The 14381-nt window shown below is 53.1% G+C and carries 9 protein-coding genes; 6 read left to right on the plus strand and 3 right to left on the minus strand.

The annotated features are described in order from the left end of the window. Positions 1-74 precede the first annotated feature (74 nt). From LG201_RS02555 to LG201_RS02565, 3 genes are all read right to left on the minus strand, one after another. Complete coding sequence (locus LG201_RS02555) at positions 75-836, minus strand: phytanoyl-CoA dioxygenase family protein (RefSeq protein WP_226770608.1); 762 nt, start codon at positions 834-836, stop codon at positions 75-77. Between the two features lie 95 nt (positions 837-931). After that, positions 932-1432: a thiol peroxidase gene (gene tpx / locus LG201_RS02560; protein WP_226770609.1), complete on the minus strand. Its 501-nt coding sequence runs from the start codon at positions 1430-1432 to the stop codon at positions 932-934. A gap of 62 nt (positions 1433-1494) precedes the next feature. Beyond that, on the minus strand, positions 1495-2649 hold the full coding sequence (locus tag LG201_RS02565; RefSeq protein ID WP_226770610.1) for an FIST signal transduction protein: 1155 nt from the start codon (positions 2647-2649) through the stop codon (positions 1495-1497). A 253-nt stretch (positions 2650-2902) separates the two neighbouring features. On the opposite strand from LG201_RS02565, the gene LG201_RS02570 reads away from it, so the two are divergent. The 6 genes from LG201_RS02570 to dnaE all read left to right on the plus strand — a co-directional run bounded on the left by LG201_RS02570 (position 2903) and on the right by dnaE (position 14379). After that, positions 2903-3322: a response regulator gene (locus LG201_RS02570; protein WP_226770611.1), complete on the plus strand. Its 420-nt coding sequence runs from the start codon at positions 2903-2905 to the stop codon at positions 3320-3322. 5 nt (positions 3323-3327) lie between these two features. After that, positions 3328-3693: a response regulator gene (locus LG201_RS02575; RefSeq protein WP_264193255.1), complete on the plus strand. Its 366-nt coding sequence runs from the start codon at positions 3328-3330 to the stop codon at positions 3691-3693. 1 nt (position 3694) lies between these two features. Then, a complete protein-coding gene (locus LG201_RS02580) occupies positions 3695-4219 on the plus strand; it encodes a chemotaxis protein CheW (protein ID WP_226770612.1) in 525 nt (174 codons plus the stop codon). Between the two features lie 38 nt (positions 4220-4257). Then, positions 4258-5892, plus strand: coding sequence for a methyl-accepting chemotaxis protein (locus LG201_RS02585; protein ID WP_226770613.1), 1635 nt, complete (start codon positions 4258-4260; stop codon positions 5890-5892). 11 nt (positions 5893-5903) lie between these two features. Next, a complete protein-coding gene (locus LG201_RS02590) occupies positions 5904-10832 on the plus strand; it encodes a hybrid sensor histidine kinase/response regulator (RefSeq protein WP_226770614.1) in 4929 nt (1642 codons plus the stop codon). A 97-nt stretch (positions 10833-10929) separates the two neighbouring features. After that, positions 10930-14379 carry a DNA polymerase III subunit alpha gene (gene dnaE / locus LG201_RS02595; protein ID WP_226770615.1) on the plus strand — a complete coding sequence of 1150 codons (3450 nt, stop codon included), beginning with the start codon at positions 10930-10932 and terminating at the stop codon, positions 14377-14379. Positions 14380-14381 lie beyond the last annotated feature (2 nt).

A 14381-nucleotide genomic window follows, 5' to 3' on the forward strand; every position in this document is an offset into this window, starting at 1 on the left:
ATTGAGCCGGAATCTTGTCTACCCATGATGATGTATCGAAAGCCGGGTGAACTGCCTGCTGACCTTGCTGTTGCCTAAAGCTTGCTAAAGTCCTGCCAGGTTTGTAGGGCACCAAGCTCCAGAGTGTCCTGATGGCGCAGTGATGAACCCTGAACGCCAAACTGCATAATGATGACGTCACGTTCCAGATGGCTACGGTTGGGTTGTCCACCATGTAGCAGGCTGGGGTGAATCGCAAGCATACTGCCCGCGCTGACGGTTGGATAGATCACCTGGTTTTCATCAGTTGCGGTTATATGGCATACATTCACATGGCTTGAAGCTACTATGCCTGTGCCTCCATTGATTTTCGACATCCCTTGTAACGGAATTAGTAGCCGCAAAAAACGATCATCCTCAGGACAGAAATACGTGTTTTCATTATCTCGGTGCCATGCGATGGCAGGCCCTGTGCCTGCAGGCTTGCGAGTCAGATTGGCGTAATGGAATACTATCTGGTTCAGTTCTGCCTTGAGTAATTTGGCCGCAATCGACCACAATACCTGTTCAGCCAGTAGTGATTTAAAGCGATCATCCAGACTCAGCAAATTCCCGATGATAAACGGTTCATTGTGTAAAGCGCTGGCCTCAATGCCGGGGTTCCGCTGAGGGCGGGACAGGGTTATTTCGCCTATATTTACGCTGTTCTTGATGACTGGGGGTTCAGCATGTCTGTGACGCGTGATGACACTATTGCAGGTGCTGGTTGCTAGGGCTAACCATGGTTGGCTGAGGATACCGGGGAAGGTCTGATATCCATCCTGGATATACGAAGCCTGAGACGCAGGGCTATTCATTTCCAGTGTGGTGAATGTTTGGCCGAGGGGTTAACTCTCGATATTGAATGATGATGCTACAGGTGCAGTATTGCATGCACCTGTAGCCTTGGTATTTACAGTGCTGCCAATGCCGCGTCGTAATTAGGCTCTTCAGCGATTTCACTGACCAGCTCGCTGTGAATTACTTTGTTGTTTTCATCCAGTACTACGACTGCGCGAGCAGTCAGGCCAGCCAGGCTGCTGTCGGTGATTTGCACGCCATAATCCTTGGAGAATTTGGCAGTGTCGCGGAAGGTGGATAGGGTTACCACATTTTCCAGACCTTCGGCACCGCAGAAGCGGCTTTGTGCAAAAGGCAGGTCAGCAGAGATGCAGAGTACTACCGTATTTTCCAGGCCGCTGGCTTGCTTGTTGAAAGTGCGCACAGAGGTGGCGCAGGTAGGAGTGTCCACACTGGGAAAAATATTCAATACTTTGCGCTTACCTGCAAATTCGGCGAGTGACACCAGGTTGCGCTTGGCATCTGCTAGCTGGAAATCAGGAGCAGTTTCGCCTGTTTTTGGTAGATTGCCACCGATGTTAACTGGATTGCCTTTAAGTGTGACTGTAGCCATGAATATGTCCTTTTTCTGTGATTAAACGGGTGTAATGGATTGAAACTAAAATGTATCGTGATTCATAGACGTTCACTGAGATAGCCTATGGTCATGGTCTGGTTGTGCAGCACGCTATCCGTGGTATTTGGGCGTGGACAGAACTCACCGTATGAATAGAAACCAGTCAGTGTAGTCTGGTTCCCCAGTATCTGTTGTACCGCATGGATTTCATCCGCAATCTGGTCGGCCATGACCAGTTTGCGCCCAACGCAGCTGACGCACAAGGCTAGCCCGGGTTGGGTGATACTGGCATTTTCCAGATTGCCTGTGACGAGGTGGGCTGCACCACCAGCACCATCTACCAGTCTGTCGTGTGTGGTCTGGCACAGCCGTACTGTTTCACCTTCTTCTACATTGCCGGCAAAGGTCAGGCTGTTATTGCTGGCATCAATCGCCAATAGGGTCCTAACTTTTTCAACCTCCCGCTTGCCCTCTTCAATGATGGCAAACGGGAAGCGCAAGCCTGAGCCGGGCAGGTTTTTGGCGTTTTGTTCGCCGATGTACATGCGGTAAAGCGGTAGGGCAGGTTTGCCATCCATTTCATAGACGACGTTTTTTTCTGAACGTGTAATCTTGCGTGGTGGACCATAAGGTTTCCAGCCACCCAACGCGCCGCTGGCGGTGATGAGGTGATCGCCATAAAGGCCGATAGCAATTACCAGGCCTTCTTCTATCGTGTCGTTGAGCAGTTGCAGTGTCTTGACGAACTCTGCGCTGTCACCGGCCATGCCGCCTACAATCGGGATATCGCCCAATACACTCTGGAAGCCTTGCAGCAATTCAGAGCCGTTGATATGCAGGCCGTCGGAAAATAGCAGAACCATCTTCAGGCTATCCGACTTGAGCTGGCGGGCCAGGTTGGTGGCAGTTTCAGCTGAGCTCTGCATATTATTGGCACGGACATGGGCAACGCGCTGCAGGGTTTTTTCCCAGACAATGGCCGTGATTTGCAGGCTGTCATCACTGACACCGGCAGGGCCTATTTCACCTGATGTGGTGCAGCCGACAACTTGCGCCGATGGATAGCGCTCCTTGAGTTGTGCTGGAAGTTTGGCATCACTAAAGCGCCTGACTGAACCAAACACCAATACCAGGTTAGCATTAGATAGCGGCGAGGATGATGGCAAGTCTTTGATGCTCATCTTTGCCGTGAGGGCTTCTTGTCTGACTAGCATGGTCTCCGTTCCCTGTTGGCCGCCTGGGTTTGTCGGTGGCGGCGCTTCTGATTCTTGTTGTTTTGTGCGACTATAAAATCTGTAAGCGAGATAATCGGCTTATTTAACCTTTTTGTGTGCGGATTGACAACCCGCTTTTTGTTTCACCAGTATTGCACCGTTTTCAAATCTGTAGATAGAATGGTGCAAAATGCAGGCGCCTGTCGCCTGGAATTCCAATAAGGTTGCTCGCTAAGCAACTCAAAAACAGGGGATGAGGGTGGGGGAATTGGATCTATCCGGTGTCAAGGTGATGGTGATTGATGATAGCAATACCATCCGCAGGAGCGCAGAAATTTTCCTCAGGCAATCAGGCTGTGAAGTCTTTCTTGCCGAGGACGGCTTTGACGCCCTGTCCAAGATTGCCAGCCATATGCCGGATGTCATCTTTGTCGACATTATGATGCCCCGGCTTGATGGCTATCAAACCTGTTCCCTGATCAAGCGTAATACCCGTTTCAAATCTACTCCCGTCATCATGTTATCCAGCAAGGATGGCTTGTTTGACCGCGCACGTGGCCGCATGGCGGGTTCAGATCAATACCTGACCAAACCTTTCACCCAGAATTCGCTCCTGGATGCGGTGCGTCACCATCATCCGCATTTATCATCTGACTTGTCGGGAATGGAGTAATCGCGATGGCAATCCAACATATTCTTGTGGTTGATGATTCAGCTACAGATCGTTTCTATTTAACAGAGATCCTGGAAAAAGCCGGATACAAAGTCAGTACCGCAGAAGACGGCAAGGACTGTCTGGATAAAGTAAAAACACTGATGCCTGACCTGGTGGTCATGGATGTCGTAATGCCTAACCTTAATGGATTCCAGGCGACACGCGCCTTGTCCAAAAATGCGGATACTGCCCATATTCCCGTGATCATGTGTACGGGCAAGGAGCAGGCAGCTGATCGCATGTGGGCATTACGTCAAGGTGCCAAGGACTGTGTAATCAAGCCGGTAGTGGCTGAGGAGCTGTTGGCCAAGATTGCAGAGTTGGCTTGATATGGCTAATCCCCGGCTCAACCTGCAGGCCTATCAGCAGAATATTCTTGATCGCCTGAAGAGTGTTGCCACCGACCAGGAAGCGACTGTTTCCCGTCTTGGGGTCTATGCCGGAGGCGAGCGTTATCTCATTTCACTGCGCGATATCAGTGAGGTGTTGCCCGTGCCTGATATTCTCTCGGTGCCGCTGACCCAGCCGTGGTTTCTTGGGATGACCAATGTGCGCGGTAATCTCTATGCCATCAGTGATCTGGCAAGGCTGGTCGGCATCACCCGGCATGCTGCCCAAATCACGGCAGAAAGCCGTATATTGCTGATTCATGGCGATTTTGAAATCAATGCAGGTTTTCTGGTGGATGGCCTCGCGGGTTTGCGCAATATCAGTGAATTGAAAGCGCTGGAACTGGTTGCCGACGTGCCAGGCTGGACGATTGCCAGTTATGAGGATGATAACAACCACAAGTGGGAAGCGCTGGATATTGGCTTGCTATTAAATAAAAAGGAATTCATGCAAGTGGCAGCGTAATCAAAACGCGACAGCGGCATGATCTAAGGGGAACGGAAATGGCTTTCAGCTTTACAGGACTCAAGACTTTATTCAATAGAAAGACTACGGCGCGGAATGCTGGCGAGACGCCAGTGAATAAAAGTACACGAGCCACACTGGGCATTTTGTTGTTGGCATTTGTCGTGGCATTGCTCGGGTTGTTGTTTAGCCAGTTGCAAGTGGCCAAGGATAACCAGTTTATTGAGGCCACAGGCAATTTGCAGGTCTTGGTGCAACAGGCCGCACGTGATGCCGCACTGGAAGTGGCGGGGGATGCCACCGCTGCTTCGCGCTTGCAGAGCGCGCTCAATCAGTCCATTTCCCAGCTTGAAGCATTACGCAAGCTGCAGGCTGAAACCCTGTTACGTGGTAGTGAGGTCGATGCGACGCTGGAACAATTGAATACTGAGTGGGCTGCGCTACAGGTAGTAGTGAACTCAGCTTCTGCAGATGGACTACGCACACTGGCATCCCACAGTGATGTACTGGTCACAACAGCCAAGCAAGCGACAGTGCAATATTTACAGCAGGGCAAGGCTGCTTGGTGGTTGGCCTTATCGGTGATCTCTGGTCTGCTAGCACTGGTGTTACTGGTCTGGATGGGTTATCGGCAAGTGGTTCAGGCGCGACAGCGCTTTGAGGAAATTGAGCAAACCAACCTCAATAATCAGGAAGCGATTTTGCACTTGCTGGATGAAATGGGCGATCTGGCGGACGGAGACCTGACGGTCAAGGCGGAGGTGGCGGAGAATATTACCGGGGCGATTGCCGATTCCATCAATTACACCATTGATAGCTTGCGTGACCTGGTGGCGGAAATTAACCGTGCTAGTGAACAGGTGAACCAGGCTACTGCACAGGCGCAGGATACGTCAGCCTCCCTCTTGAGTGCGGCAGAATTACAATCCCAGCAGATTGCAGAAACCGGCGATGCGGTGAATCACATGACACGTTCGATCTTGCAGGTGTCCAGCAATGCGGAAGAGGCTTCTTCCGTTGCGCAACGCTCACTTGAGGCGACCACACAAGGCACCAAGGCCGTGCAGAACACCATTTCAGGTATGAATGAAATCCGTACGCAGATTCAGGAAACCTCCAAGAGAATCAAGCGTCTGGGCGAGAGTTCTCAAGAGATTAGTGAAATTGTTGAGCTGATTTCAGATATTACTGAGCAGACTAATATTCTGGCTTTGAATGCCGCCATTCAGGCGGCGTCCGCTGGGGAGGCAGGCCGCGGGTTTACCGTGGTAGCCGAAGAGGTGCAACGTCTGGCCGAGCGCTCCTCCGAGGCGACCAAGCAGATCAGTGCCATTGTAAAAACCATTCAATCTGATACCAATAGTGCGGTGGTAGCGATGGAGAAAAGTACCGAAGGGGTGGTGGAAGGTGCCAGATTGTCAGACGCTGCGGGTCGTGCGCTGAGTGAAATTGAAAGTGTGACCAATAACCTGGCACGCCTGATTGAGGAAATTTCCACGGTAACTGAAGCACAAACCAAGGCGGCTGCGACCGTGAGCCTGAATATGCAGCAGATTCAGAATATTACTTCACAGACTACCGATGGTACCAAGCAGACCGCCAGCTCCATCGGGCAGTTGACCGGCTTGGCTGAAGAGCTCAGCGCTTCCGTTGCTGGCTTCAAACTGAACTAAGGCGACCCTCCGTGGTGGAAGATTTTGATATTGGCCCATTGAGCTGGGTAAAGGGTGAAATAGACCAGGCGCTGAGCCAGGTGCAAACCCATTTGGCGGCTGTGGCGACTCATCCTGCTGACTTGTCGCCATTGCGTTTTTCACAGCCACATCTCTATCAGGTCAGTGGTGCGCTTGATATGGTGGGACTTGAAGGGTGTAAACGATATTGCAGTGAAATTGAAACCGTAGTTGGCAAGCTGGAAAAAGCATTATTGTCGCCGGCGCCGGAAGTCATGGAAACGCTGAACCAGTCGATTCGGCATTTGCAGCAGTATCTGCAGGATCTGCTCAATGGTCAGCCTGATCATGCCCTGAGATTGTCCGGTCAGCTACAAAAGCTGGCTGCTCTGAGTGGCGAGGCTTTGGAGGAGTCAGAGCTGTTCTTCCCTGATACCAGTCTGCGCTTGCCGCGCGATATTGGGTCGGAGGTGCTGGAGCCTGCCACGCTACTTTCCGTGTTGGCTGAGCAGCGGGCCATTTTCCAGAAATCCTTGCTCGGCTGGCTGAAAGGGTCGGGCCAGCAGGGCATTGATGAGATGGTGACTGCACTGGATCGCGTACAACAAGTGCAAACCCAGTCCGCGCAAAAAACCATATGGTGGGTGGCGACCGCATTCATCGAGACCATGGCGCAACAGCCGCATGCCAGTGACTCAGGCGTCAAGCGCCTATGTCGGCGTCTGGATCAGCAACTCCGCTCTGCTGGCGATGGCGCTACGCGCGCTGCCAGCGCCTTGCTGCGGGATTTGCTTTACTACATTGCCATCAGCACGGTACGCAGTGAACGGTTGAGCAAGGTGCGGCAAGTGTTTGAGCTTGATGGTCTGCTTCCTGCCTCAACGATGGTGGTGACCGGTGTTGAAGAGCAGGCATATGTCAGCCAGTGCCTGATCGCCCTGGAAAATCTGAAGGAAATTTGGGCGCGAGCAGGTGCGGAGGATGATGTATTCAGTGAATTCATCACGCGTTTTACTGGTATTGCCGACACCTATCCCTTGCTGTCAATCGCACCGCTAGTCCATTTGTGGAGTGCCGTTGAAAGTACGGCGCGCTCCTTGCAGGTGAAGCAGATTGTATCGCTGGATATTGCACTGGTTGAAGTTGCCTCGGCACTTACCTTGCTGGATAGCGCGCTACAACATTATGGCCAGCAGGATGCCGTGTCATTGCAGACCTTGCAATCACAGGCTGAACGTTTACAGCAACTGCAAGCCATCGATCATGCTCAGAACCTGGCGGCGGCCCCCACTGCGGATTTGCAGAAAACCGCACAGGTGGCCTTGGCCCGCGAGATCGGAGAATCACTCAAGGCAGCAGAGCAATATCTTGACGCCTATTTCCGCCAGCCGGATGATGCCAGCGCACTGGCTCAGGCCGCATTGCCTTTGAGGCAGGCGGTTTCAGCGCTGGATATGCTGGAATTGCCATTGTTGCAACAGCTGACGAATACCGCGGTATCCGTGCTTGAACGATTGCAAGAGGGTGAGCTGTTTGCCGGACAGTATGTCTTCGAGCTGCTGGCAGATAGCCTTAGCCTAGTGGATATGCATCTGCAGCAATATCCATACTCTCCTACTAGCTCGCTTGCCATGGACGATGCACTGAGCTCCTTGCAGGGATTGCTGCAACACACAGAGTCAGCCAACAGCTTGCCGCAGCATGGTATTGAGTATGGGTTTGAAACGCCTGTTGAACTTTCTGGCAATCCACTATTGGCCTTAGATGCCGAGTTGTTGGATATCTACCTGGTCGAGGTTGAAGAAGTCCTGGCCCTGATGGCGCAGAACCTGCAATATTTGCGCGTCAATGCGACTGACCATCGTGCATTGACAGAGGTCCGTCGAGGCTTTCACACTCTCAAAGGCAGTGGCAGAACAGTGGGCCTGCTGGATATAGGCGAGGTTGGTGGCATTGCCGAAAAGCTGCTGAATCTCGTGATCGAGCGCAAATTAAGCCTTGATACAGCGGTGACTGGTTTTGCCGAGCAGGTGGCGGCAGCATTTGCTGACTGGGCAGGTCGCTTGAGGGAACAGCAGCGTGTGGTGGTGGATGTGGCATTCTGGCAACAGCAGGCCGCCTTACTGGAAGATACTCTGGCGCATGTTGAACAGAGTGAGCAAGCCGAGGAAGTGTTGATTGGCGGTACACGCAGAATCAGCCGTGGCTTGTTCGACGTTTTTCTGCAGGAAGCAAGCCAACACCTGATGCAACTGCAGCACTGGGTTGAGCGTGTGCACAACAACACGGAGCCACTGTTATTGCCTGACACAGATGTCTGCCGTGCGGCCCACACTCTCGCCAGCAATGCCGGGGCAACCGGTTTCAAGCCATTGTCAGACCTTGCACGCGCCCTTGAACATTGGCTGGATGTACACCAGGGTAATTGGTCAGCCCAATCTGTAAAACTGTTACAAAATACAGTGACTGCGCTGGAAAACATGCGGCGTAAGGCGGCTGAGCTTAAACAGTCGCGTGCTGCCACTGCACTTTTACGTGCATTGAAGAAAGCGACAGAGGAAGCCGGTGTTCCGGTAATAGATACTGCCACCGGTAGTAATGTGGTCGATTTCGGCGCGCGGCTTGCCAAGACGGCAGATGCGGTTGCCAGCGTGCTTGAGGCGGAGGCAAAAGTCACGGCTTTGCATGACCAGCCAGTGCCGAATGCGCCAATAGTGCCAGCGGTGACTGAGAGCCCGCCTGCAGAGACGCTGCAAGCTGTGCAACCGCAGTTGGTGGACCAGGAACTGTTTGCCCTGTTTGTGGAAGAGGCGAGTGACCTGGTGCCGATGATAGGCAATCAGTTACGTGCCTGGTATGCGCATCCACAGGAGGCCGATCATCCTGATATTCTGCAGCGTGCCTTGCATACATTAAAGGGCAGCGCTCGCATGGCTGGCCAGGGCTTGCTGGGTGATGCCGTGCATGGCATGGAAGATCATGTCATGCGGGCACTTAAAAACCGCCCACAGGCCAATGATTTTGAGGACATGTTTGTCGATCTTGATCGCATAGGCAGCCTGCTCGAAGATGCGATGGGTGGTAGTAGCGACTTGATGGTGGGCCGCCAGGCTGCTCCAGACAGTCGTGGCCGCGAGCGCCGAGCCCAGTACCTGCGACTCCGTGCCGATATTCTTGATCGTCTGATCAATGAGGCAGGCGAGGTCAGTATTGCCCGTTCACGCATGGACAGGGAAATGCAGTCATTCAAACAGTCTTCGCTGGACCTGACTGAAAGCGTGCAACGTTTGCGCGGTTATTTGAGAGAGCTGGAGATTGAAGCAGAAAGTCAGCTGCAGTCACGTATGACTTTGCTGCAGGAAACCAACGAAACGTTTGATCCGCTGGAGTTTGACCGTTTTACCCGCTTGCAGGAGCTGACCCGCATGATGGCGGAAAGCGTGAATGACGTTTCCACCATTCAGCATGGCCTGCTTCGCAACCTGGATGAAACCGAGGCGGCACTACAGCAGCAGAACCGCATGAACCGTGAGTTGCAGTATGGCTTGATGAATGCGCGGCGAGTGCCGTTTTCGTTGATTACCGAGCGTTTGCACCGGATTGTGCGGCAAACGGCACGGGAGCTGGATAAACGCGTAGAGCTGGTGATCGATGGAGCGGATATCGAAATCGATCGAAGCGTGCTGGATAGAATTAGTGCATCCATTGAACATATCTTGCGTAACTCGGTGGCACATGGCATAGAAAGTCCTCCAGATAGACGCCGTCTCGGCAAGGCCGAACGAGGCAATATCACGTTGAAAGTGCGACAGGAGAGTGATGAAATCGTCCTGGTGGTCAGTGATGACGGCAAAGGCATTGCTTTGGACGATGTACGCAAGCGAGCACTGGATCAGCATTTACTTCCTCCAGATCAGGAAGTCAGTGAGCAAGCCCTGTTGGCACTGATTTTTGAGCCAGGCTTTACTACTGCACGTGTGCTATCCCAGATTGCTGGTCGTGGTGTGGGCCTAGATGCGGTGCGCACTGATATTACCGCGTTGGGTGGGCGTATTGATGTGAGCAGCAGTACCGGAACTGGGGCGATTTTCAGTATCTTCCTGCCTGTGACCTTGTCAGTGTCGCAAGCCGTATTGGTGCGGTACGCTACCCGCCAGTTTGCTCTGCCAGCCGTGATGGTTGAGCAGGTGCTGAAGCTTAAGCCCGAGTCACTTGAGGGCGCTTATGCCACAGGTTCTGTGCTGTGGTCTGATCGTCATTATCCCCTTTACTTTCTTGGTCGTTTGACTGGGGATGCTGCTGTTCCTGAAAAGCAACGATATAGCCCGATTATTCTGTTACGTAGTGGTCAGTACCGGATTGCCCTGCATGTGGATGATATTGTTGGTAATCAGGAAGTGGTGATGAAAACGATAGGGCCACAACTGGCGCGTGTCCCAGGCATGATAGGTGCCACCGTGATGGGCGATGGCGGTATTGTGCTGCTGATCAACCCGGTACAGCTTGCGAATCGGGAAAGTTTGGCTGCCGGTGCCGTGAGTGCTAGCTTGGTATCGGCTCCTGAACCTGTAGCCATCAAGCCGCTGGCATTGCTGGTGGATGATTCATTAACCATGCGCAAGGTATTGAGCCGTTTGCTGGAACGTGAAGGGTATGAAGTGGCGATAGCCAAGGATGGCATGGAGGCAATCCAGGCCATGCAGGAAACCTTGCCTGACATTATTCTCACCGATATCGAGATGCCGCGCATGGATGGATTTGAGCTGGCACGCAATGTCCGTCATGATGAGCGCAGCCGCCATATCCCGCTGGTGATAGTCAGCTCGCGCACTGCGGAGAAACATCAGGCAATGGCACGCAGCCTTGGCGTCAATGCCTTCTTTGGCAAGCCGGTGCAGGAAGATGACTTGATCTTGAAATTGCGAGAGTTACTGGCGTAATTTAGCGCAGAAAAAGTCCTTTGCTATGAAGCGGCTAGCAATTTTCGCCACAGATGATGCCATCAAGGCCATCTGAATCAGGTAAAATTCGGGCTGTATGTCTAATCCCTCATTCATCCATCTGCGCTGTCATAGCGAGTACTCCGTGGTTGATGGCACCGTACGCATTGGCGATTACGTCAAGCATGCGGTGGCTGACCAGATGCCCGCGCTTGCCATGACCGATCTCAGCAATCTGTTCGGTGCCGTTAAATTCTATAAGTCCGCACGCGGTAAAGGCATTAAGCCTTTGCTTGGCTGTGATATCTGGCTGGAGAACGAAACCAAACGTGACCAGCCTTATCGATTGCTGTTGCTGTGCCAGACGCATGTAGGCTACCTGCATCTTTGCGAACTGCTCACGCGTGCGTTCATGCAGAACCAGTATCGTGGGCGGGCTGAAATCAAACGTGAATGGTTGGTGGAGCGTGGTACCGAAGGACTGCTGATGTTGTCTGGCGCCCTCCAGGGCGATATTGGCCAGGCCTTGCTGCAGGGCAATATGGTGCAGGCGCAGCAATTGGCGACAGGCTGGGCTGAGTTATTCCCCCAGCGTTTTTATATCGAGCTGCAACGTGCAGGACATCCCCAGCAGGAAGCCTATATCTCGCAGGCACTCGTGCTGGCAAGCGAGGCTGGCATTCCCGTGGTGGCGACGCATCCGATTCAATTCACAACGCCTGACGATTTCAAGGCACATGAAGCACGAGTCTGTATTGCCGAAGGTTATGTGCTGGCAGACAAGCGTCGTCCCAAGCACTTTACAGAAGCACAATATTTCAAGACCCAGGCGCAGATGGCGGAATTGTTTGCAGATATTCCTGAGGCACTGGCGAATACGATAGAGATTGCCAAGCGCTGCAATCTTACCCTGACACTGGGCAAGAATTATCTACCCCAATTTCCTACGCCCAACGGGGAAAGCCTGGATGAGTATCTGCTGGCACAAGCCAAGCAAGGACTGGAAACGCGCTTGCTGGTCTTGTATCCGGATGAGGCCAGGCGGGATGCCAAGCGTCCAGAGTATCTGGCGCGCCTTGAGTTTGAAACCAGTATCATTATCCAGATGGGCTTCCCCGGTTATTTCCTGATCGTGGCTGACTTTATCAACTGGGCCAAGAACAATGGCGTGCCCGTAGGGCCGGGCCGGGGCTCTGGTGCGGGCTCTGTCGTGGCTTACAGTCTCGGGATTACGGATCTTGATCCTTTACGCTATGCCTTGCTGTTTGAGCGTTTCCTCAATCCTGAGCGGGTTTCCATGCCCGATTTCGATATCGATTTCTGCCAGGAAGGGCGTGACCGCGTCATTGACTACGTCAAGCAGAAATATGGGCTGGATGCGGTATCGCAAATTGCCACCTTCGGCACCATGGCTGCCAAGGCCGTGATTCGTGACGTTGGGCGGGTGCTGGATTTGCCGTTCAACTTTGTTGATAGCGTCGCCAAGCTGATTCCCAATGAGCTGGGCATTACTCTGAGCGACGCGCTGGAAAAAGAACCCCAGCTCAAGGAGCGCCGCGAGCAGGAAGAGGAAGTGAGTGAACTGCTTGAGCTCGCGCTCAGGCTGGAAGGCTTGACGCGTAACATCGGCATGCACGCTGGTGGTGTGTTGATATCGCCCGGAAAAATATCCGACTTCTCTCCGGTGTATTGTCAGGCCAGCGGCGAAAGCGTGGTAAGCCAGTACGATAAGGATGATGTCGAGGCGGTAGGCCTAGTCAAATTTGACTTTTTGGGTCTGCGTACACTGACCATCCTGGACATGGCGCTGGAAAATGCCAATGCGCAGCGAGCCGAGCAGGGTTTGCCACCGCTGAATTTGGAGACATTGCCGATAGACGACAAGCCGTCCTATCAGTTGCTCAAGTCCGCCAATACCACTGCCGTGTTCCAGCTGGAATCACGCGGCATGAAGGATATGTTGAAGCAGGCCAAGCCGGACTGCTTTGAGGATATTATCGCTCTGGTGGCGCTGTATCGTCCGGGCCCAATGGACCTGATCCCGGACTTCTGCCGCCGCAAGCATGGCTTGCAACGCGTGGAATATCCACACCCTGCGACTGAGTCCATCCTTAAGGAAACCTACGGCATCATGGTTTACCAGGAGCAGGTGATGCAGATCGCCCAGGTGGTGGCAGGCTACAGCCTCGGTGGCGCTGACTTGCTGCGTCGTGCCATGGGTAAGAAAAAGAAGGAGGAGATGGACGCGCAGCGTGCCGTCTTCGTCGAGGGCGCGGTCAACAATGGGACGCCTGAAAAGCAGGCCGCCGACCTGTTTGATCTGATGGAGAAGTTTGCCAGCTACGGCTTTAATAAATCACACGCGGCGGCCTATGCCCTGGTAGCGTATCAAACCGCCTATCTCAAGGCGCATTATCCCGCAGCCTTCCTGGCGGCCACCATGTCGGCAGACATGAATAATACGGACAACGTGCATTTGTTTTATGACGACTGTCTGGCCAATGCGATTGAAGTGTTGCCGCCCGATATTAATCAGAGTGAATTCCGCTTCAAGCCGACTTCTGCCAAGCAGATGTTCTATGGCCTGGGTGCCATCAAGGGTACAGGCTGGGCGGCGATCGAGCTGATATTGGCCGCACGCAAAGAGGGTGGTCCTTTCAAGGATCTATTCGATTTTTGTGGTCGCCTGGATCTGCGCAAGGTGAATCGCCGCGTGATTGAGTCACTGATCCGCGCTGGTGCTTTCGATAAGCTGGAACCCAGGCGTGCCGCGCTGCTGGCGGCGGTGAGTCTGGCCATTAGTGCGGCAGAGCAAAGTGGTGCGGCTACTGGCCAGGACAGCCTGTTTGGCGCGGTGATCGACAGCGCTGTTCATGTATTGCCCGACATTGCGGACTGGCCGGAGAATCAGCGCTTGCAGGAAGAGAAAGTCGCGCTTGGTTTTTATTTTAGTGGACATCCTTATTCCGCTTACCAAAAAGAAGTGTCAACGTTTGTGCGCAATAATCTGGCCAACCTCAAGCCCAGTGATCAATCACAGTTGCTGGCCGGTGTGGTGATGGGTGTACGTGTGCGCATGACCGGGCGCGGCAAGATGGCGATTGTGACCCTAGATGACATGGCTGGGCGCGTTGATATTGTGGTAGGTAATGAATTGTTGAACCAGAATGCAGCCTTGTTGAAAGAAGATCAGCTGCTGATTGTTGAAGGGCGCGTCAGTCACGATGATTTTTCTGGCGGCTTGCGCGTCAATGCCCGTCGACTCAGCAATATTGCCAGCGCGCGTAGTGCCTATGCCAATATGTTAAAGATTTCCTGCAACGGCCAGGCCGATGCGCTCAAGTTGCGTGACCTGTTGAAGCCGTATTGCAAAGCCGGTACACCTGAGTCAGGGCGCGGCTGTGCGATCAAGGTGGAATACCATAACCAGCAGGCGAAAGTCGAACTGATGCTGAGTGACGCCTGGCGTGTGGAGCTGCATGATGAACTATTGCATGGCCTTCGTAGTTGGCTTAGCGATGAAAACGTAAAAATCCTTTATAATTGATA

The organism is Methylobacillus gramineus (assembly GCF_020532675.1).
GTDB lineage: Bacteria > Pseudomonadota > Gammaproteobacteria > Burkholderiales > Methylophilaceae > Methylobacillus > Methylobacillus gramineus.

Excerpts from the sequence above, each read along its gene's own strand:
- LG201_RS02565 (WP_226770610.1), bottom strand. The coding sequence starts at position 2,649 with ATGCTAGTCAGACAAGAAGCCCTCACGGCAAAGATGAGCATCAAAGAC.
- tpx (WP_226770609.1), bottom strand. The coding sequence starts at position 1,432 with ATGGCTACAGTCACACTTAAAGGCAATCCAGTTAACATCGGTGGCAAT.
- dnaE (WP_226770615.1), top strand. The coding sequence starts at position 10,930 with ATGTCTAATCCCTCATTCATCCATCTGCGCTGTCATAGCGAGTACTCC.
- LG201_RS02585 (WP_226770613.1), top strand. The coding sequence starts at position 4,258 with ATGGCTTTCAGCTTTACAGGACTCAAGACTTTATTCAATAGAAAGACT.
- LG201_RS02570 (WP_226770611.1), top strand. The coding sequence starts at position 2,903 with ATGAGGGTGGGGGAATTGGATCTATCCGGTGTCAAGGTGATGGTGATT.
- LG201_RS02575 (WP_264193255.1), top strand. The coding sequence starts at position 3,328 with ATGGCAATCCAACATATTCTTGTGGTTGATGATTCAGCTACAGATCGT.
- LG201_RS02555 (WP_226770608.1), bottom strand. The coding sequence starts at position 836 with ATGAATAGCCCTGCGTCTCAGGCTTCGTATATCCAGGATGGATATCAG.
- LG201_RS02580 (WP_226770612.1), top strand. The coding sequence starts at position 3,695 with ATGGCTAATCCCCGGCTCAACCTGCAGGCCTATCAGCAGAATATTCTT.